The organism is Flavobacterium pisciphilum, from assembly GCF_020905345.1.
Lineage (GTDB): Bacteria > Bacteroidota > Bacteroidia > Flavobacteriales > Flavobacteriaceae > Flavobacterium > Flavobacterium pisciphilum.
In genome coordinates this window covers 4,500,136-4,521,934 of record NZ_JAJJMO010000001.1, presented here as the reverse complement: position 1 = coordinate 4,521,934, position 21,799 = coordinate 4,500,136, and the positions used below count along the sequence as shown (strand labels likewise).

The following is a 21,799-nucleotide window of genomic DNA, read 5'->3' as shown; positions in this document are numbered from 1 at the left end:
TATGGAAACTAAAGCAACAACAACAGATACACTTTTTGATAAAGCCGAGAATTATACCAAAACAAGTTTTGAATTATTAAAACTTAAATCGGTATCAGTATCCGCAGATGTTCTTTCATCGTTAACATCGCAAATCATCATAGCTATTGTTGTTGCTTTTTTTAGTTTATTCTTAAATGTTGGACTTAGTTTATTAATTGGCAAGCTCTTGGGCGAATATTATTATGGCTTTTTCATATTAGCATTTGCCTATTTAATCCTTGCCATCGTATTGTATAAAAAGCAAGACAAATGGATTAAGGGACCAATTGGAAACATCATAATTTCGCTTTTATTAAAAAAAAGAGATTAGATGTCTTGAAATTAATCTTAAAACCAATTTCTTATGAAAACCAATAACGCTACCGATGATTTAAATCAGATGATTTTACAATTAAAAAATCAGCAAGAAGCCGAATGGATTGATTTAAAAGAGAAGTTTCATGACTTAAAGGAAGATTTAAAACCTTTAAACATAATTAAAAACACCTTAGAGGAAATTAATGATGGCATCGATATAAAAAGCAATTTGCTTAAATCTATCTTTAGTATTGGAGCTGGATATTTATCCAAAAAGATACTTATAGGAAGCACCCGCAACAAGGTAACAAGCTTTTTGGGCTCGATGTTTCAACTAGCAGTAACCAATTTCATTTCAAAAAGAACAGCAACCCATTGAAAACAACTACTTTAATTCATTTTAAAAAAGTATTCTCATAGTATATTACTTCTTTATACGTTTTACATCATAAACGATTAATTGAGTAAATGCTCTCACTATATATTTTATACCTACAATTAGTAATGTTACCCAAAAAGCTAAGAATCTCATACTTAGCTTTTTTTTGTTTTATATCAAAGAGTATTCACAATCCTACCTATTACCTCTTTTGTATGCTAATGCTAGCAAAATCAACAACAAAGCACCTATACTCAATACCAAGCCAAGATCTTGGAGCCATCCCGAAATAACTAGACCAATTCCTATCAGTGTATAATACATTAACCCAAAAAATGATCCAGCTGTTCCAGTTACATTTTTATACTTAAGTAATGCCAGACTCAATATATTAGGTATTGCCATCCCAAAAGCTATAACAATAAACATCACTCCTATCAAGAACCACAAGCTATCTTTAAGTAGCAATACACTACCCGCTCCTATTCCGGTAAGAAAAGCTGCAATTAAGATAATATCATACGATTGAACCTGTCGATAAATCAGTTTTTTATTAACCAAAGCACCTATTAAAGAACTAAAAGCCAATACGATTCCGCTGTATCCAAATTGAAGAGAACTCAATCCCAATTGCTCAAAAATAAAGGGAGCTAACGAATAATAGCTAAAAAACATAATATTAAAAAAACCTACCAAGAACACCGATAACCAAATTGATTTATCACAAAGCAACTCTTTAAAAACACCTATAAAATCAGGCTTAATGCAAGTTTCTTTTTTTGTTTCAGGCAAAAATTTCAAAGTTAGTATGGTTAATAGAACAGCTAAAAACAAAAGCATCAAAAACACCCCAGCATACCCATAATTACCTACAAGGATTCCACCCGTTAAGAGCCCAACAACAGGACTTACAGAAAGTGCAATACCCATAATAGAGAAAACCCTTGTTAGCTCTTTTTTATCATAAAGATCTCTTAGTATTGTTTGTGTTACTACTGATCCGACTGCAGCACCAAATGCAGCAATTAATCTTGCAATCAACAAAATAGTAAAATCAGTACACAACAAAGCCAGAATAGTTCCAAGGCCATAAATAGCCAATCCATAAATCATCGCTTTACGCCTACCAATTACATCAGAGGCAATTCCCCAAAAGACAACACCAATAGCAAAAGCCATAAAATAAAGCGATATAGTACGAGAAGCTTCTTGATGATTAACCCTAAACTCAGAAGCTATTTGAGGCAACGCAGGACTATATATTGTTTCTACAAACTGAGGAAACATTATTAATAATGTCAACAGTATTAAAGTTGTTTTTTTATTCATAATCTAGTTTATTATTATTTTTTGCAAAATTGAATAAACTTTTACCTATCTTGTTAATGATATTTAGACTAAAAACATAAAAATAAGGACAGATGGCATTTATATCTAAAGAAAATTATTTTAATCCGGATGAAATACAGGCTCCAGTGATAGGTATTGCATCAGATTTCACAACCCATGATTCTGGATTTCATGAGCACAATAAAGCTCAGCTTCTCTATACCCCTAGCGGGTGCATGACATTTAATACTACCGACAATCAATATATCCTCCCTCCAACAATGGCTGCATGGATTCCCGCAAATTGCAGCCATAGAGTTATAGTACGAAATGTAGCCATGTATCGTTCTATATATTTTGATATTAGTCATTTTCCAGAACTACCAAACCAAGTAGCAATTATGAATATCAATGAGCTACTTAAACAATTGATTGAGCGTATTTCGCTATGGAATTGGGATATGCCAATTGACTTACAAAAAAACACTTTGGCTCTTTTCTTCGAGGAATTAAACGGGAGTACAAAAGAGAATCTATCTTTAATACTGCCTAAAACCTCAAAACTAAACCGCCATATCGAACATTGGAATCTGGGCAAGGCAATACCTCCTTTTCTTAAACAATTAGCCTCAGAAATTGGATTAAGCGAAAAAACCGTTACTCGCATATTCTCTAGAGAAACAGGAATGTCGTATCAGGAATGGAGACAGCAATGGCGGCTTCACAAATCGATTGAACTACTTGCCGAAGGGCGAAATGTTGGAGAAACAGCCCACGATTTAGAATTCTCAAGCGACAGTGCTTTTATTGAATTTTTTAAAAAATACATGAAAGAAACTCCCAACAAATATTTCCAATAATAGTTGAATCTCTAAGCACCTTACTCCGCCCAACATCTCATTACATTCTAAAATTAAAGGCATAAAAAAATGCCTGACAAAAATTTGTCAGGCATTTATATAATCTTAAAAAAGTAGCTTCTTAAATTAGAATACTTCGCTAGCTTCTTTTAATTTCTCTGTATTGTTTACCAATTGTAACTCATCTACAATCTTTTGGATATCACCATTCATGATATTACCCAAATCATATAAAGTAAGTCCAACACGGTGATCTGTTACACGACCTTGCGCATAGTTATACGTACGGATCTTAGCCGAACGGTCACCAGAACTCACCTGCGAAGTACGCTTAGTAGCATCCTCAGCCTCTTTTTTGGCCAATTCTTGTTCGTATAAACGAGAACGTAAAACGTTTAACGCTTTATCTTTATTCTTGTGTTGTGATTTTTGATCCTGACATTGAGCCACCAAACCAGTTGGAATATGCGTTAAACGCACAGCCGATTTAGTTGTATTTACCGATTGTCCACCAGGTCCTGACGAACAGAAAAAGTCAACACGTACATCGTTCATGTCAATTTGTACATCAAACTCTTCAGCTTCTGGAAGAACCATAACTGTAGCTGCCGATGTATGCACACGACCTTGAGTTTCTGTCTGTGGAACACGTTGTACACGGTGAACACCAGCCTCAAACTTCAATGTTCCGTAAACATCTTCACCAGTAACTTCAAAAATTACCTCTTTAAATCCTCCTGAAGTTCCCTCGTTCATATCTACAACCGAAGTTCTCCAACCACGGTTCTCACAATATTTAGTGTACATACGGAAAAGATCACCAGCAAAAATACTAGCCTCATCTCCACCCGTACCTGCACGAATCTCTACCATTACGTTTTTGGCGTCTTCTGGATCTTTAGGAATCAACATAAATTTAATTTCATCCTCTAGTTCAGGTAAACGCTGCTTAGCTTCGTCCAATTGCATTTTGGCCATTTCAACCATATCGGCATCGCTACCATCTGCAATTATCTCATTAGCCTCGTCTATATTAGCCAACAAAAGCACGTATTCGTCGCGTTTTTCTGCCAATGCTTTTAAGCTCTTGTACTCTTGATTCAATTGCACATAACGCTTCTGATCCGAAATAACATCCGGTTGGATGATTAAATCAGAAATCTCGTCGAAACGTTGTTTTACTATTTGAAGTCTATCTAACATTTTGTGTATCCTTTTATGGAGTGCAAAATTACAAAATTTTTGTTTAAAATTCTATCATTCAACTTTCAAGTTTTTTAACCCCAATTTCTCCAAGGTATTTACTGCAATTATACTCTTTTTTAGGAGCCTATTCCTGCTATCCATTACAATCTTTTGTTCCTCCCGATAGCTATCGGGACAGGCACAAAAGGATTTTCCCTTCTATCAGGGCTAGAAACTTTTTCAAAAAATTAAGTCAGTTTACGGTTTTCAGTAAAGAACATGAATTATAAGTAGTTACGTTTGACAATTAATATAAAAATGCTTTTCATCAGCTTTATCAATGTTAATTTATAATTGATTAAAATTAGAACTATCCGAAGCATAATTACAAAATCAGGTATTTATACGCAGTCGTTGGTTTAAATTAAAGACGATGTTTGTTTTTTATTAAGATTATATAAAATAAAATATCTAATGAATAATTTAAAAAATATCACAAAACTAAATCATAAGAACATCGATTCATAATCATAAAATTAATTTTTAATATCCGAAACCGCTTTACTCAATCCTAACCTTAATAAACATCAAAGTGTTAGATGAGATAATTTAAAAAACAACTCATAAACAAAAATATGATACAAAATATCAATATTGAGAATTACAAGGCGTTTGAAACTGCAAAAATACCTTTAAAACCCATTACAATTTTATTAGGAGCAAATAGCGTTGGAAAAAGCTCAATAATCCAATTAATGTTGATGCTTCAACAAACTGGAAAAACTGGATTAAAATCATATAAATCTCCATTAAAATTATATGGCGGATATGTAAATTTAGGAGATTCAATAAATTTATTCAGAAACAAAAAAACTGACTTGCCTCTAAAATTTGGTTTTGAAATAAAAAACTCTAATTTAAAAGAATACCTTAAGGAACACTTGATAAAAAATTACAAAAAAATTTTCATGGATTTACCTCATTTCATACCAATTGTAGGTTTCAAGGAAATTAAAAATAAAACAATTCAAAATGTTCAAGATTTTGAAGAATATGTTAATGCAATTTTAGAAATTTCTACACGTGAAAACACCCAAAAACAGTATGTACAGCATATAAACATAATGTTAAATTATCATGGTATCTTCAATATTCCAGTATTAAGTAAAAACTTAAAAAGACAATTAATATCGACATACACCTTTCTTGATTCATTATCAAAATTAATCAAAAATGATTCATTTGAAGTTAATTTCGAATTAAAACATAAGGAAGGAATACTTTTAACAAGTCTAATTGAGCTAAAACACAATAATAAAATTATAATAAAATTACATGTAAATGATGAAAATCAAACTGGATTAACTTCAGAAATAATAAAATTAAGCAAAAATGATATTGAACAGGTAACTTCTTATTTTGATGCAAGTAATACAATATTCAATTCTTTTAATGAAATAGAAAAAAAAGAAAATGAACAATCCTTATTAGCTTCAACAATCATAACAATTTTTAGAAATTTTCAAAATGAAATTAAAAAAGAATTCATTGAAGAATCAATAAATTATGTAAGTCCACTTCGCGCACACCCAAAAAGATATTATATGTTAGATAAAGCTAAATTAAACTTAACATTAGACACATTAGATGGAGATGCAATTGCAGAAGTAATAAAAGATGATTCAAAAATTAAATCAAAAGTAAATAATTGGTTTAAAAAATTTGGAATTCAAGTGAATGTTCAAGAATTTAAAGAAGTAATTCATCACTTAAAAGTAAAACAAAATGAACTTGATTTAGATATTACTGATGTAGGTTTTGGTATATCACAAGTACTGCCAGTTATTCTCCAAGGATTTTTATCAACTGATAATAGCACAACAATTATTGAGCAACCAGAAATTCATTTACATCCTAAAATCCAAGCTGATTTAGCTGATTTATTTATTGATATTGTAAAAAATTCAACAGGTAAAAAATTAATAATAGAAACACATAGTGAATATATTTTAAAAAGATTACGTAGGAGAATTTCAGAAGGAAAAATATTACCTAGTCAAGTGGGAATTTGTATGATTGATCCACAGGCAAACGGAAATGGTGCAGTTGTAAACATTTTAAAAATAGAAGAGAAAGGTTTTTTTGAATGGCCAATTGATTTTTATGGAGGAGATTTATACGACGATACTGTTGAATTTTTAAAAAATCAAAATTAACTCATGTCATTATATACAATTTCACCAGACTTCTTAAGTAGTATCAATAAAGATGAACAGGCTTATTTATCAAATATATTATTTGTTTTTTCAAACAAAAACAATACTTTCAAGGTCACTAAAGATCGAAATAGTGACATAATATCGATTTACCAAGCTATACAACAAAACGCAGATATAATAAAAACATGGCTAGAATGCATGTCATTCTCACCGAACACATTTGAAAAAATAGATGTTGATATTAGTAATATCGCTTGTATGGAAACAAAATTCATAAAAGTTTGTAAAGAAACTAAAGCTAATAATAACTTAATCGTTTACTCAACCCAAAATATTTCTAAATTTAATTGTCTAGACAAAATAATAGATTATGAAGGAGTCAATATAAAAATATTCGATAGAGATGATGCTAATTTAGAATTAAATCAAAATATAAATAATGTATATATAACAAATTCACAAGTAGCAACTAATGGCTCTAAAATTATAAAATCTAAAAATGGATAATATCACAAATTCACAAATCGCAAATAATGGAAGTAAAATTTCAAAGTCTAAAAATAAAAATTCGAATTCTAAATTAATCAAAAAGGTTCGTACTGAATCAATTATTATAAGCTTTATTGTAGGTTTTATAGCCTCTTTATTAGCTTCATACATATATGAAAACTTTATAAAATAAATCTCGATTGTGCAGATTTTCAATTCCTGCCCGTAAAGATTAAGAACAATAAAAGACAAAAAAATATACATTGTAGACACGGATTACACATAAACTCTCAAAAACATTTACTTGGTAAAACAATAACCATTGACAATTTCTTTAAAGTTTTGTAATTTATATAAGATGTAAATCTTACTCTGAAATTAAATTTACTTATTTTTTTTTTAAGTAATTATTTTTTTCATATCTTTGCTACAAGCGAGGAGGATTTATACGATTTCAGTATTTTTCTAGACGCTAAAACAAACAAACGTTAATATAGTATTGCTCAGTCATCAGACTGTTGCGGCATTATGTTAACGTTTTTTTTTGTCCTATATTAAAATAAACACTCTTTTAATATTAAGAGAGTAATGAGATCAAAGTGTCAAATGGGAGACACAAAAAAAGTCAGAACTGCAATTCTGACTTTGGTCTTGTTTAATTTTCCCTAACATAAATATCATGGAAAACACCTTGATTATATTGCTATTGTTGGTAATAGCAATAAAAAACAAATAGTTACACTATTTAAAAAATATTAAAAAGGAGGTCTTAACCTCCTTTTTAATTAAAAAATAATTTCAAATATATAATTTAATTCTCATTCAAATAAATCTATTTAAAAATTTGTATAAATTTTATGCTTAATTACTGATACTGCTCTATTGCGCGAATCTGTCTCCTCAAAGTTTGCGCGGATTTGCAATCCGTGCCCGTAAAGTTTCAACACAATAAATTACATTCATAATAATCCTTTAGAAGACAAAACAGTAACCTCATCAGAAGATTATTATTTTAGTTCAGCGAAAAACTATTTAGATTTAGAAGTAGTTTTGTTAGATTTGTTTTGAAAGAATCTATCAGGAATTCCAAAACTCTAATATTCAGACTCTAAAAATAGTAGTCTACTAACTAGATTCAACCAACCCCAAAACAATGAAAATAACTTCTTTTATTTTTCTCTTAATTATTAGTGTTCTAAGCTGCAATTCAGCTATAGAAAACAATACGATTGAGAAGGAAAAAACTATTATTTCAAAAATAAGATATAAAAAAAGTAAATCTGAAATTGACACCTTATGGGTTTCGCAAAACGATACAACAGTTTTTAGACGAGAAGAATTTATGTCAACTCGCCCTTGTAGTCGCCCAGAATTGCAAATACGATATGAATTGATAAATCCAAAAGATGGAGCATATTATTTCATTTTTGACAATAGCCAAAACTTAGTAATGGAAGGAAAATATACTTCCCACTATAATTATGAAGGGATAACATATGATGAAGGTAATTTTTACAATTCAAAAACCTATTATTATAAAAATGGAAATCTAAGAACCATCCACTATCAAGAAGATGGAAGAAATCTTAAAACTGAATCCTTTGATAATAAAAAACGATTATCAGAAATACGATTTATCGATAAAAAATCTGAAGAAACTACACGAATTGAAATCTACGACGATGGACAATTAGAAGAAACACGTATATATACAAGTTTTGACCAATACACTACTGTCAAAGCAAATAATTAGAAATTAAGTTTTCCAATCGCTCCTATCTAACTTCCCAACGTTAGCGCAGATTTACAAACTGTGCCCATAAAGACAGGACAAAAGAAAAGGTTGCTAATAATGCCTGAATGAATATATCGCATTTGAGAAAATTTAGTAAATGATAATGAGCACTTTGTTTATAATTCCTCAAGCGATTTAATAAAGGATTTACAACCTAAATAATGCAAATTTCTTCCTATCAAGCAAAATTAAAAAGCTACAAGAAAATATTTTTGTGGCTTTTTTTACATTTATAAAAAGAAAAAAATTAATCTTTGCGGGTAATCTCATTTTAGAAAAAACATCAATGAAAACAAGATTTTTGATAATAGCATTAATATTAAGTTTACAGACTAATGTATTTGCTCAAACTGATTATTTTTTAGGCAAAAGAACATATTGCGAAATGCCTACGGATAGCGAAACTAAAAAACTTTTTAAGTTAGGTATAGATTGTATTAACCTCAATTTACGTATAGGAGCTGCAAATAGAATTTTTCAAGACTTAATAAAAAAAGATAAAACTTTTTGTGACGCATATTTTTTCGCTGGTTATACATTTAGATTAAGTAATATGAACAAAGAAGCTGTAGTAATGTATTACATAGCAGACAGTTTATCACAAAATAAATCAATAGAATTTAAGCAAAATTTAGCTTTTACAAGTATAATGGTTGGCAAAGTAGACCTCGCTAGAAAAAAGTTTAAAGAAATTACAACATTTTTTCCTGAAAATCCTGAAGGGTATTATGGTATTGCACTTACTAGCACTATTATTGGTGATTTTGATAATGGGCTCGAGAATATAAATATTGCAGAAAAAAAATATACAGGAGAAAATAAGGATGCACAATTTTTAAAAGCAATATTACTTACCTTAAACAAGAAACATTTGGAATCTCTTCAATATTATGGAAAAGTACAATCAAATTTTTCTAAAGACGACAATTTTAATGGTAATTACGCACTTAGCCTCTATGAAGTAGGAATTGCAACAAATGATGAGAAAATGCTGAAAAAGGCAAAAAAACATTATGGAAAAGTAAAAGATAAAAGTGAATTAGCTGAAGATATCAAATTTAAATTTGAAAAAAAATAAACACCTGTATTCTTAAAATTAGATGTGTGCAATTTTTCCTAAAGTTGTGATTAATTAAACTATCAAAACCAAACATTTATAAAACCATATCAAAATCATTTTTATGATAAGATTTTTACTTTTATTTTTATTCGGATTTTCAATAAGTACCTATTCTCAAGAATCTGGAGAAAAACTTTTTAAAGCTATTTTTGAGCATAATTTAGAAGTTGTAAAAAAGATTGTTGAAAAAGATAAATCCCAAGCTAATTACATCCGAAGAATAAACGAATCATTCTACATTCCTGTATTAATGCAAGCTGTAATGAATAATGAGTATGAAATTTCGAAATTCTTAATCGAAAGTGGTGCTGATGTAAATAAAATTGATGGCTTTAAAATGACGTGTTTAATGTGGGCAGCAGCCAATCAAAACATTGAGCTAACCAAATTATTATTAAAAAGCGGAGCCAATAAAAATGTCAAAGATGACAATGGAATGACCGCTTTAAAAGCTGCAAAAGAAACTAAGAATAATGAAATAATTGAACTTCTAAAGTAGATTTTCCCTGCTGACGCAAACACACATTACTGTACGAAGTCTCTCAACTTCGTACACACGCCAATAAACTACAAGTATTAGGAATAGACACTTATTAAAAATGGTAGCGGCAAATAGCTATGGGTACGACATTTCTTGACTTCGTACAAGTTTCAATAATCTAAAAAAGCAAACCTTTTTCAAACGGAATATAGTAATAGATAAAACATTATAAGTTATTCCTAAATTACACCTAATAAACATGAAAAAACAAATTTTAATTACCTCGATTTTATTAAGCTCTATTATAACAATGAATGCACAATGGAATGGTACAAATCCTATTTCGACTACATCAAATATAGGAATTGGAACTGGTTATGGCGGAATTGGAGATCTTATTCCAGTAGAAAAAGTTACAATTGGAGAAATGGGAGGAAATTTTGCAGTTCAAGACCGTAGAACTTCAAAAACTGAAAAATATTCAAGTGGTTATAAATTTTATGATTTTAATGGTGAATCCGCTTCAATTTTACTTGAACATAATAGCTACACTGGAGATAATACACGTGCTTTGAAATTTCTTGTAAATGGAGCTGAAAGGATTCGAATTAATTCGAACGGCTATTTAGGTATCGGCACATCTTCTCCAGCATATAGGCTGGACGTAAAAGGAACTATCAGAGCACAAGAAATAAAAGTGGATCTAAATGGTGCCGATTTTGTTTTTGAAAATGATTATAAACTAATGCCTTTAAAAGAGCTAGAAGAATTTGTTAAAGACAAAAAGCATTTACCTGAAATACTTCCTGCAAAAGAAATGGAGAAAAATGGAACTGATTTAGGTATCTTAGCATCTAAACTACTCCAAAAAATTGAGGAATTGACTTTATACACAATAGAGCAGAATAAAAAACTTGAGGAACAAAATCAAGAACTCAAAATATTGAAAGGGAAAATAAAAAAAATGGAATCTAAAAAAAAATAAAGATTGCCTTCCTTGATAAAATCAATCTTAAAAAGCAAACTACTCTCCTAAGTCTTCCTTATTAACTTTTGCTGTACGAAATTGAGAGACTTCACACAGCATTCTATCGATACTTTTTTTATTTTAAATAAAACTTCGAGTTACCAGAATATTACTTTTTGGTTCTCTACCCAATCGAGCAAATCCGTCTTTTAATGTTAGCGTGGATTCATCATTAATTTATGAAGTCAAACCCATTATTTTTAAACTTACACACTTTTTAGGACAGTGTCGAAATACCTTTATCTTGCCCTTAAATAATTTTCCTTCTTTACTAATTTCCCATCTTTATTGTAATATCTCCATTCCCCTATAGAATCTAATTCATTTTCATATAGTATATAATTATTATATCTTTCAATAGATTTAATAGTTCCATTTTTATAAAACCTTTTTTTTTCAATAAAATCTTTCCCAAATGCGGCATTATTATAATAAATGGTTGAATCTAATTTTTCGTTATAATCATAATAAAACCATGTAGCTATTGACATTCCTGTATTTACATCTTTATTGTGTATGTTTCCTTGTAATCCTTTGTATTTTAAATTCTGGTTTTCATAGAATGATAGATATAATTCTTTACCTCCCAAACTATCCTTAGCAAAGATTAAATCTTTAATTATTCCATTTTTATATAAGGTTTTTGATAAAGTATCATTTTTTTCAACTACACCTTTTTTTGTTTGATTTAAAGTATCAACATTTGAGTGTGCAGTTGTTTCTTTTTTGCTATCAATTTTGGGTTTACTTTCAATCTCTTTGTTTTTACATTCTGTAAAAAATATTAATACTAAAATTACGTATAGATATTTCATTTTTAAAAATTTTTATTACTATTTTTTAGCAATCCCGATTACGTGATTTACAATCCCTGTCCGTAAATTATATACTTTGTAGGCATGGATTGCAAATCAACGCTAACAGAAAGTAAGACATTAAGCAATCTTGAATATTTTGGGATTACTTAATCTTAAAATAAGTCATCATTATTGGCATATTAATTTAAATCACCCCATGAAGGATATCGCCAGTGATACTATAAAGCTAAATCATAAATTATCTATCTAGAACAGCTCTAATAGAATCTATATCAGTTCGTTTATATTTTGAAAACTCTAAGGTTTCATTTTTAAATTTTAGTGTTTTTTTATATTGATATTCCCCCCAGGATTCAACATTTATGCTGTCCACATAAAAATTAGGCTCTTTATAAGAAACAAATGTTTTTGAAAAAAAACCATTATTACCATTATAATCTTTGGAAATTATAAACCCATTATTTCTGATATATATTTCTTCGTAATAATTTGCTTCATTATTTTTTAATATATCCTTATAAATTTTTAAAAATTTACTTTTATTATTAATCGTTTTAGATATTAACAGAATTGGGAAATCATATTCCGCATTTTCGGGATAGCAATCATCTATACTATTTCCATAGAACGGTTTTAATATAGTAATTGAATCCTGTGTCTGATTACCATCAAAATCAACACTTAATGACTCATCTCGATAATAGTTTGAGAATACAATTCCATATCTATTTTTGTATCCTTTTATTTGATCTATACAAGATGCATCTATCTTTATATCTTTTGGAATTTGTATAGTATCTTTTGGAATATCACTCAAGTTTAAAGCCATATCCTTTTCGACCTTATTACCACAAAAAGTAAAAACAACAGCAAAGAGAAGAGTAAATAAATTATATCGCATAATTATTAAATTTAAAAAGTTGTCCAAAACATTGTTCCTGATTTAAAACCAGTTGACTTCAACCTTTCATGAACTTTATTATTGTTCTGAGAATTAGCTCTAGCTCCAGAAAAAACACCATTTTCATTTATAATCGAACCATCAGTTACGTCTTTAAGAGTATATTCTTCTTTCGAAAAAACAGAATTAAGTTTAGCATTTTTATTAACTTTTGCCCTATTTGAATCAATACTCCAAAATTCGATTGCCAAATCAAGATGACTTTTTACAATTGTGACACTTTTATATTGTTTAAACTTGGGATGATCTAACTCTCCACTTCTTGTAAATAAATCTAATCCATCCCAAAAATAAGAAATGCTTGTAGGATCTTTATCGCCTTTTAAAACACTTATCATTGCTGAACGAGCAAAACAATGATTTTTGGTATTCGATGTTATAGAAATGGTTTTGATTTTATCTGATTCTTTTACAGAAGAATATCCTGTTTTAAATAATTTATTGAATGAATTTTTCCCTCTTTTATATTTTGAGTGTAATGCATTATTCACTGTATGTGCTATCCAAAAAGCAGTTTCAATATTTCCTGTTAAAGAAGCTTCATGCCAAATGAGATATGAATTATTTATAAACTTTTCATGGGGTATATTCTCATCATTCTCTTTTAGTAACTTTATGCCATTATAAGTCATAATCTCTTTTGCATCACTATTTTTTTGCATAGATTTTCCTGTACAAATATATACATCTTCAATACTTCCTGAATTTTCAGCTTCATTTACTTTTCCTTCAAAAGTGCCGTTTATATTATAAAAATGCCCATTTACATATATTATTTCTAAACTAGGCACTGGCACACCTATGGTATCTAAGTTTGTAATCTCATTACGTTGTGCACAATCAGTAATTGTAATGTCAACACCTCCGTACTCGCATTTTATAGTACTTTTTAAAAGCAACGGAAATTCATTCTGAAAATATACCGTTCCCACGTCTTTCCAATCTCCAAGTTTCATTACTGAAGCGCAAGGACTCGCACTCAGAGGGCTTTTTTTACAATTCCCTTTAAAGAGTAAGCTTGTCATGTCTTTCTCGACCACCGTAGCTACTCGTTTGTCTTGAATAGTTGGCGTATCGTAATTTACTTTTAGATCACCATCGGGAACAGTACACAAATTACATTTTATTTTGGCACCATCAATAACAAATTTTAACCCATTCTCCGCCTCTTCTTTTTCCTCTCGCTTTTTTCGAATTTCGGCAATTTGCAATTTCCTTTCTTCAAGATGTTTTTCAACAGGGATTTTTTCTTCTATTGATTCAAAATTAACGGATTTATTCTCATCCCCTCCCATTAAAAAATTGTCTAGCCAATCACTTATCTTCTCCATAATATACTCTGTTTTTATGCTTGTTTTTTACTGCTATTTTGAATTAAAACTTAAAAAACAAAAAGCAACTCTTCAGATTACCTTACTTATCTCATCAAATTAGGCACTTCTTAGTTGCTTCACTGTAAAGCTTTTCATTTCCTTAATCACAAACCATAAACACAAATAAATAAAGTAAAATTCTTTCTTTTTTATTTTAAATATGTAAGTTTATACATACAAACATAATAAATGATTTTATTTATAGCTCAACATAACAGAATATTTATCTGAAAAAATAGCAATGTGAAGTCATACAACTTCCTGTACATACCAATAAGCAACAACTATAAAAGGGAAGATCAAAGCACTGGTTATAGTATAATTATCTTTTTTTTTCATATTTTCGTTTAGCTGAAAATATTCTGATTTAAGTTCCTTGGGCTCAACAAACATGGAATGGTAACAGGAATTTTAAAACCAAACAGCATTTAAAACTAACCACCTATAAAAGAGTATAGCTATGAAACCAGAAAACTTAACCGGATTAAGCGAGCAAGAACTTTTAAAGAAAATAAAAAAAATGAAAATCGATAAGATAATCAATGCAGCTGCTGTTGGGTTTACTATTGGAATTGTAGTTTATAGTGCAGTAAAAAATGGATTCACTTTTTTCACTTTCTTTCCTTTGATCTTAACATATCTAATCGTTAAAAATTCAGCAAATAATAAAATGTTGGAACAAGAATTAGAGAAAGAATTAGTGTCTAGAAAGTCAAAATAAAAAGAGTAGAAAAGTATCAGAACTAATCTATTGGAGCATTTCTCTCTAGAACCACTATTGCCCCTCCCCTTCTTAAAATAGATTTTTAAACTAAGACTTAAAATATTTAAAACATAGATTATGCAAGAAGAACTTAAAGGAAGAATATATCAGGATGACAATTTTGTAGTTTCTGATTTCTCAGATGTTATTTTAGAAGGTTTGGTAGGAATGGAAGATGAGGACGATGGAGAACCACTAATTATTTTCATCAAAATAAAAGGAAAGAACTGGTATCGTTTTTTCCTAGATGTTGGATTAGGCTTTTGGGAAAACTGGGAAGAAGTAGAACTTGATAAGGATGAATGGGCAGCCGATGGAGCTGTTTATGTCGATTATATTGAAAAATACAATATAATTGACAAATTGATTGATACCGTTTTCTGCAAGGATGAAAAGATTACAATACAGTTTAAAACCAAAGAACAATTTGTTTTACAAACAATTACCCCAGGAGATATGGATTCTGGCTCAAAGATTAATTTTATCAAAAATGACGGACCTGAAAACAAACAGGAAACACACAATTAAAACCTAATCTTATAACGACAAGATCTTTCTACCATTTAAGAATAGAACAGGTACAACAATCATATAGAGTATTTACTCGATATAGTTGTTGATGAACTATTGAAACGTCATAAAAAAGATTCAATTTTACATCAAACATCTCACATTTCACATTTCACATTTCACATTTCACATTCTAACATCCTCCACAATAAAACAACAAAAAACCTGTGTAGCCATAGAATTCTGTTTTAATATCAACTTCTAAATTTCTATTTTAGCGACCCTTACTAAAATCATAGTAGTTATAAGAAGTAGAATTAAAGTACAAAATATGACAAAAATAGATACCGAGGTTTTAAAGACAAAACAACATTTTGAAATTTTAGATGGCTTAAGAGGAGTAGCCGCATTGGCAATTGTACTTTTTCATTTTATGGAAATAGTTTATGAGCCAAGTAAAAATTTCATTGCTCATGGTTTTTTAGCAGTTGACTTTTTCTTTTGCCTATCAGGTTTTGTTATTGCTTATGCCTACCATGATCGTATTGATAAAATGGGAATTACTGAGTTCTTTAAATCAAGGCTTATCAGATTGCATCCTTTGGTTATTTTTGGTTCAATATTGGGTTTTGTAGCTTTTCTTTTTGATCCCTTTTCTAGTCATCCTGAAGCCTACGAAACAGGCACATTGATTTTGATATTTTTGTGTTCGCTACTTATGATTCCATTTCCAGTAATGCCAGATCGTTACTTTAATATATTTGGTTTAAATGCACCTGCTTGGTCATTGTTCTGGGAGTATGTTGCCAATATTCTTTATGTACTTTTCCTTCATAAATTAAGCCGTCGCAGTCTTTTTTTGCTAACTCTTGTAGCGGCAGCTGGAATTTGTTTTATCAGTAACCGTGCGGGTGGTTCTTTAATGGGCGGATGGAGCGGAGCCACTTTTTGGGATGGTTGTGCTCGTATTTCGTATTCCTTTTTAGCAGGAATGTTGATTTATCGTTCTAATTGGATTATTAAATCAAAAATAAGTTTCCTTGGTTTGTCTGTACTACTACTGTTAGCTTTTGTAACTCCCTTTTCTGATTGGAATTGGCTTACTGAACCCTTAATCGTATTGTTATATTTCCCATTATTGGTTGCATTAGGAGCGGGGGCTACATTAAAACAGGGATTCAAAAAGTTGTGTGTCTTCTCAGGAAAAATATCATATCCTTTATACATGACTCATTATGCAGTGATGTGGATATTTGCAAATTATTATACGACTTATAAACCAGATACTACCCAACTCGTTTTTATTATGGCTATAGGAACAATTCTTCTAGTTGGCGTTGCATATTTAACAATGATTTTTTGTGATATACCCATTCGAAAATACCTAACAAACAGAAGAAAAAAGGCTTAATTATTAGAAACGCACAAATATACTATATCCGCTTTGTGAAGTCAGCTAACATAACTGAGACAGCAGTAAATTAAAATAAATATTTATTTAAAATTGTAAAAAACATTCACATCAGGAACATATAAGCTTAATTATCAGTAAAATATATTTTATCCTATTCTAAAAATACATTATATTTATACTAAAATAGCCACAACTAACCCCCTGAAATTATGAACCTACAATTAAAACCAACTCTTGTATTTATTCTTATTTTAATAGGATTTACTAATTGTCAAAATGACAACCACAATTCGGATCACCCCCATGATTCTTCTTTTTATATTGATTATAGAAGCTTGGAAGGATTACCAGATGGAATAGCTGTAATAGAGCTAGATCCTGAATCTGAAAATTTTGGAGTCATTAGTAGCAAACTCGAATTAGGTATTGGTGTCCTACCACACCACCTTTATTACAACCACACTGCAAAAAAGCTGTACACAACTGCTTTGGGAGGCAGCTATCTTTATCAGGTTAAAACGCAAGAAAACCGAAATGGTCCTCCAAAATTAATTAGTGCAACTCCGATTAATACAGGAGAAAATACTGTAGGTGAAGATTTATTTTTCACCACTGATGGAAGGTATTTCATGACCTTTATGGGAGGTGCTGGTGGCCCAAAAGATGGCAGTATAGGTGTTTTTAATGCTAATAACAACCTGCTTATCAAAACGATTAAAGCGCCTATTCAAACCAATCCAAACAAATTTATAATGTACCCGCATGGGATTTCTATTAATGAAGAAAAGGGACTAATGATGGTAACCTCAACCATTCACCCAGATCTTACTACGGGAATAGGAAACACTTGTACATTATTGGACTTGAACACTTATGAATTAAAAGAGACCTACCAAGTGGCAGATTCAGAGACAGACATGTCTAGCCCAGTCGAAGTTTTATTACTACGAGGAAAATTCCCTCAATATGCCCTTGCTACAACAATGCTTGGAGGAGATATATGGATTGCCCCATACAATGCTACTACCAAAAAATATGATGCTTTTAGCAAAGTGTTTGACGGAAGTACGCAAGGATTGGGTTGGGCACTCGAAATGTACATTGATGATAACTACAAGCTATATGTAAGTTTTGCTGAGCCAGGAAAAGTACTTATTTTTGATTTAAGCCATCTCCCACAACTCAAACTTTTAAAAACTCTTGATGCTGATAAAGGAGCACATCATATGGCATTCTTCAAAACCAAATCAGGAAAAGAGGTTGTTGCCATACAAAACAACTTACTAAATATCCCTAACTTAAATTCTGGAACCATTAATATAGTTGAGATTCAAACAGGAAAAACCTTGGGTACAGTCAATTTACGTACCCAATATGGAATACTACCAGAATCAATTGAAGGAACCAATGGCCCTGGCAATTATATGCATCACTAGAATTTAACGTTAACAATCATCTTATTAAAATTACTACAATTATTCCCTCTACAAAGTCCGTTGATTTTGTAGAGGGAATATAATTCAATCCACAAATTGCATCAGACTGCTTTATTTCTCACAATGAAGTACAGTATAAAAATGGATTACCAAAAAAATCAAACCATGCATTCCGCTCAATGCCTTTGCATTACTTATACTCGTTCATAACTCCTGCTCATTTCATTTTAATACCAACTTCAAAATCCGTAATTTTGCGAGTTCAAATTAGAAGAAGAAAAATGAAGGTCTGTATTGCCGAGAAACCAAGTGTAGCACGAGAAATCGCATCCGTTTTAGGAGCCAATACCAAACACGATGGGTATTATGAAGGCAACGGTTATGCTGTGACCTATACTTTCGGGCATTTATGCACCTTAAAAGAACCTAATGATTACAAACCCCATTGGAAAAGTTGGGATTTGAACAATCTACCCATGCTACCAGAAAAATTTGAAACCAAAGTGGTGCAAAATTCTGGTATTCAGAAGCAATTTAAAATCATAAAAACCTTATTTGATAAAGCTGAACTAGTCATAAACTGTGGGGATGCTGGACAAGAAGGAGAGCTCATTCAACGTTGGGTTATGAATGAAGCCCAATACAAAGGCGAAGTACAACGTTTATGGATTTCATCCCTAACAACTGAAGCCATAAAAGAAGGCTTTGAAAACCTAAAGCCATCTGCCAATTACGATAATTTATACTATGCCGGTTTCTCTAGAGCCATTGGTGACTGGTTGCTTGGTATGAATGCCACTCGTTTGTATACTGTAAAACATGGTGGCTACAAACAAGTGCTATCTATTGGTCGGGTGCAAACACCAACATTGGCTATGGTGGTGGATCGATTTAAAGAAATTGAAAACTTTAAACCCCAACCCTACTGGGAATTACAAACATTATACAGAGAAACACTTTTTAGCTACGAAGAAGGCCGCTTCTTAAAGAAAGAAGATGGTGAACTTTTGGCTAATAAAGTCAAAGAGAGTGATTTTGAAATTGTTTCAATCGATAAAAAGAATGGTAATGAATATGCTCCTAAGCTCTTTGATTTAACGGGCTTACAAGTATATTGCAATACAAAGTTTGGATTTTCGGCAGATGAAACGCTTAAAATTGTCCAAACCTTATACGAACAAAAAGTAGTTACCTACCCTAGAGTTGATACCACTTTCTTACCCAACGATATCTATCCAAAAGTGCCTGGTATTTTGCAAAATTTAACCAATTATGCAGCATTAACCCAACCGCTTTTAGAGAAAAAGATTAAAAAATCACCTAAAGTTTTCAACGATAAAAAGGTAACGGATCACCACGCGATTATTCCAACAGGGATACAATCTAACTTACAGTACAATCAGCAACAGGTGTATGACATTATTACTAAGCGTTTTATTGCTGTATTTTATGATGATTGTTTGGTAGCCAATACCACGGTTATTGGAAAAGCAGCCGATGTAAGTTTTAAAACTACAGGGAAAGTAATCCTGAAAAAGGGATTTCGTGTTGTTTTTGAAGACCCAAATGCTAAAGAAAAAGAAGCTGATCTATTACCCGATTTTGTAGTGGGAGAAAAAGGTCCGCATGAACCTTCGTTTTTAGAAAAAGAAACCAAACCACCCAATCAATTTACTGAGGCAACCTTACTTCGTGCTATGGAGACAGCAGGTAAACAAGTAGATGACGAGGATTTACGAGAACTAATGAAAGAAAATGGTATCGGTCGTCCATCAACACGAGCAAATATCATTGAAACTCTTTTTAAGCGTCAGTACATCGTTCGAAATAAAAAACAAGTATTACCAACTCCAACTGGAATTCAGCTTATTGAGACCATTCAAAATGAATTAATAAAGTCGGCAGAACTTACCGGTTCTTGGGAGAAGCAGTTGAAGGATATTGAAAAAGGTACTTTTACCGCTGGTTCTTTTATTATCAACATGAAACGTATGGTTGAAGCCTTGGTATATGAAGTACGAAGCGAAACCAGACACGCTAATATTTCGCACGCGGGCAGCGTTCAGAAACAAGTAGCTATAGTTGAGAAAAAGAAAGCCGCAGGAATTTTGGCAGAAGCCTGTCCGAAATGTAAAAAATCTACCCTTATAAAAGGAAAATCTGCTTATGGCTGTGGCAATTACAAAGCTGGATGCGATTTTCTATTGCCTTATGTTTTTGAGGGAAAAAAATTATCAGAAAACCAATACCTGCGATTACTTCAAAAAGGATCTACAGTAAATTTAAAAGATTTTAAAACTGATGCAGGCACAGTGGAGGGATTAATTCGCTTTGAAGAAAATTACAAGCTCAAACTAGAACCTAAAAAAACAAGCCCGAAAGCCATAAAAGAAACATCGGATACATTAATATGCCCTAAATGTAAAAAGGGAACAGTTATGAAAGGAAAAACTGCCTATGGTTGTGGTAATTACAAATTAGGATGCGATTTTAAAGTGACTTTTGATATGGTTAGAGAAAAACTAAAAGATCAAAAACCTACCAAAGAACTCGTGTATTCTATTTTAAATGAAAGTGTTTAAGGAAAGGTACTGAGGTGCTAAGGTTCAGAGGGACAAAGGGGCAGAGATTCTGAGTTGCTGAGTTGCTGAGTTACTGAGTTACTGAGTTACTGAGGTGCTAAGTGACCGAAACTTGAAACTAATCTGTACTTTGTTAGACAAAACGGAGTCGAAACTATCTGTGTAAAGGCTCAAAGGGGCAGAGATTCTGAGTTGCTGAGGTTCTAAGTGACCGAAACTTAAAACTAATCCGTACTTTGTTAGACTGAGCGGAGTCGAAACTATCTGTGTAAAGGCTCAAAGGGGCAGAGATTCTGAGTTGCTGAGGTTCTAAGTGACCGAAACTTAAAACTAATCTGTACTTTGTCAAACTGAGTGGTGTCGAAACTATCTGTGTAAAGGCTCAAAGTGGCAAAGATTCTGAGTTACTGAGGTTCTAAGTGACCGAAACTTAAAACTAATTTGTACTTTGTTAGACTGAACGGAGTCGAAACTATCTGTGTAAAGGCTCAAAGGGGCAAAGATTCTGAGTTACTGAGGTTCTAAGTGACCGAAACTTAAAACTAATCTGTACTTTGTCAAACTGAGCGGCAAGGTTCTAATTTCATATCCTACTTTTCACATCTCTCATTTCACAAATCACATCTCACAAATCACACCTTACTTTTCTCTTTTCACAGATTTCATTTTACCTCATCCACCTATTCTATTTTTTCATAATTTAGCATCTCAAAATAACA

General features: G+C 31.2%; 20 protein-coding genes and 1 pseudogene. 16 read left to right on the top strand and 5 right to left on the bottom strand.

Going from position 1 to position 21,799, the window contains the following annotated elements; translation table 11 throughout:
- The first annotated feature begins 1 nt into the window (after nt 1).
- Nucleotides 2-352 carry a hypothetical protein gene (locus LNQ49_RS19170; RefSeq protein WP_229990616.1) on the top strand — a complete coding sequence of 117 codons (351 nt, stop codon included), beginning with the start codon at nt 2-4 and terminating at the stop codon, nt 350-352.
- Between the two features lie 33 nt (nt 353-385).
- Entirely contained in the window at nt 386-718 is a 333-nt protein-coding gene (locus LNQ49_RS19165) for a hypothetical protein (protein ID WP_229990615.1), read from the top strand.
- Nucleotides 719-913: 195 nt separating this feature from the next.
- Here LNQ49_RS19165 and LNQ49_RS19160 read toward each other — a convergent pair whose 3' ends face one another.
- Entirely contained in the window at nt 914-2,047 is a 1,134-nt protein-coding gene (locus LNQ49_RS19160; RefSeq protein ID WP_229990614.1) for a multidrug effflux MFS transporter, read from the bottom strand.
- Between the two features lie 92 nt (nt 2,048-2,139).
- On the opposite strand from LNQ49_RS19160, the gene LNQ49_RS19155 reads away from it, so the two are divergent.
- Nucleotides 2,140-2,907: an AraC family transcriptional regulator gene (locus tag LNQ49_RS19155; protein ID WP_229990613.1), complete on the top strand. Its 768-nt coding sequence runs from the start codon at nt 2,140-2,142 to the stop codon at nt 2,905-2,907.
- Between the two features lie 126 nt (nt 2,908-3,033).
- On the opposite strand, the gene prfA is transcribed toward LNQ49_RS19155, so the two are convergent.
- The gene (gene prfA / locus LNQ49_RS19150) at nt 3,034-4,110 is read right to left on the bottom strand and encodes a peptide chain release factor 1 (RefSeq protein WP_229990612.1); all 1,077 of its coding nucleotides are present in this window, start codon (nt 4,108-4,110) and stop codon (nt 3,034-3,036) included.
- Between the two features lie 617 nt (nt 4,111-4,727).
- On the opposite strand from prfA, the gene LNQ49_RS19145 reads away from it, so the two are divergent.
- The 8 genes and pseudogenes from LNQ49_RS19145 to LNQ49_RS19110 all read left to right on the top strand — a co-directional run bounded on the left by LNQ49_RS19145 (nt 4,728) and on the right by LNQ49_RS19110 (nt 11,181).
- On the top strand, nt 4,728-6,308 hold the full coding sequence (locus tag LNQ49_RS19145; protein ID WP_229990611.1) for an AAA family ATPase: 1,581 nt from the start codon (nt 4,728-4,730) through the stop codon (nt 6,306-6,308).
- A gap of 3 nt (nt 6,309-6,311) precedes the next feature.
- Nucleotides 6,312-6,818, top strand: coding sequence for a hypothetical protein (locus tag LNQ49_RS19140; RefSeq protein ID WP_229990610.1), 507 nt, complete (start codon nt 6,312-6,314; stop codon nt 6,816-6,818).
- Nucleotides 6,811-6,993, top strand: coding sequence for a hypothetical protein (locus LNQ49_RS19135; RefSeq protein ID WP_229990609.1), 183 nt, complete (start codon nt 6,811-6,813; stop codon nt 6,991-6,993). The genes LNQ49_RS19140 and LNQ49_RS19135 overlap by 8 nt, the downstream gene beginning before the upstream one ends.
- Before the next feature lie 755 nt (nt 6,994-7,748).
- Nucleotides 7,749-7,868 (top strand): annotated as a pseudogene (locus LNQ49_RS23375) (REP-associated tyrosine transposase); the annotation flags it as partial.
- Nucleotides 7,869-7,953: 85 nt separating this feature from the next.
- Nucleotides 7,954-8,553, top strand: a complete 600-nt coding sequence (locus LNQ49_RS19125; RefSeq protein ID WP_229990608.1) for a hypothetical protein — start codon at nt 7,954-7,956, stop codon at nt 8,551-8,553.
- Between the two features lie 256 nt (nt 8,554-8,809).
- Entirely contained in the window at nt 8,810-9,673 is an 864-nt protein-coding gene (locus tag LNQ49_RS19120) for a tetratricopeptide repeat protein (protein WP_229990607.1), read from the top strand.
- A gap of 103 nt (nt 9,674-9,776) precedes the next feature.
- On the top strand, nt 9,777-10,214 hold the full coding sequence (locus LNQ49_RS19115; protein ID WP_229990606.1) for an ankyrin repeat domain-containing protein: 438 nt from the start codon (nt 9,777-9,779) through the stop codon (nt 10,212-10,214).
- A 241-nt stretch (nt 10,215-10,455) separates the two neighbouring features.
- Nucleotides 10,456-11,181, top strand: coding sequence for a hypothetical protein (locus LNQ49_RS19110; RefSeq protein WP_229990605.1), 726 nt, complete (start codon nt 10,456-10,458; stop codon nt 11,179-11,181).
- A 281-nt stretch (nt 11,182-11,462) separates the two neighbouring features.
- On the opposite strand, the gene LNQ49_RS19105 is transcribed toward LNQ49_RS19110, so the two are convergent.
- The 3 genes from LNQ49_RS19105 to LNQ49_RS19095 form a co-directional block, all read right to left on the bottom strand.
- Nucleotides 11,463-12,038, bottom strand: a complete 576-nt coding sequence (locus tag LNQ49_RS19105; protein WP_229990604.1) for a hypothetical protein — start codon at nt 12,036-12,038, stop codon at nt 11,463-11,465.
- A gap of 241 nt (nt 12,039-12,279) precedes the next feature.
- Nucleotides 12,280-12,942, bottom strand: coding sequence for a hypothetical protein (locus LNQ49_RS19100; protein ID WP_229990603.1), 663 nt, complete (start codon nt 12,940-12,942; stop codon nt 12,280-12,282).
- Between the two features lie 11 nt (nt 12,943-12,953).
- Nucleotides 12,954-14,333 carry a DUF4280 domain-containing protein gene (locus LNQ49_RS19095; protein WP_229990602.1) on the bottom strand — a complete coding sequence of 460 codons (1,380 nt, stop codon included), beginning with the start codon at nt 14,331-14,333 and terminating at the stop codon, nt 12,954-12,956.
- A 502-nt stretch (nt 14,334-14,835) separates the two neighbouring features.
- Between LNQ49_RS19095 and LNQ49_RS19090 the strand changes: the two genes are divergently transcribed.
- The 5 genes from LNQ49_RS19090 to LNQ49_RS19070 all read left to right on the top strand — a co-directional run bounded on the left by LNQ49_RS19090 (nt 14,836) and on the right by LNQ49_RS19070 (nt 21,080).
- Nucleotides 14,836-15,096 carry a hypothetical protein gene (locus LNQ49_RS19090; protein ID WP_229990601.1) on the top strand — a complete coding sequence of 87 codons (261 nt, stop codon included), beginning with the start codon at nt 14,836-14,838 and terminating at the stop codon, nt 15,094-15,096.
- Between the two features lie 120 nt (nt 15,097-15,216).
- Entirely contained in the window at nt 15,217-15,666 is a 450-nt protein-coding gene (locus tag LNQ49_RS19085) for a hypothetical protein (RefSeq protein WP_229990600.1), read from the top strand.
- 313 nt (nt 15,667-15,979) lie between these two features.
- Nucleotides 15,980-17,059, top strand: coding sequence for an acyltransferase family protein (locus LNQ49_RS19080; RefSeq protein ID WP_229990599.1), 1,080 nt, complete (start codon nt 15,980-15,982; stop codon nt 17,057-17,059).
- A 212-nt stretch (nt 17,060-17,271) separates the two neighbouring features.
- On the top strand, nt 17,272-18,498 hold the full coding sequence (locus tag LNQ49_RS19075; protein WP_229990598.1) for a YncE family protein: 1,227 nt from the start codon (nt 17,272-17,274) through the stop codon (nt 18,496-18,498).
- A 281-nt stretch (nt 18,499-18,779) separates the two neighbouring features.
- Nucleotides 18,780-21,080 carry a DNA topoisomerase 3 gene (locus tag LNQ49_RS19070; RefSeq protein WP_229990597.1) on the top strand — a complete coding sequence of 767 codons (2,301 nt, stop codon included), beginning with the start codon at nt 18,780-18,782 and terminating at the stop codon, nt 21,078-21,080.
- The last annotated feature ends 719 nt before the right edge of the window (nt 21,081-21,799 follow it).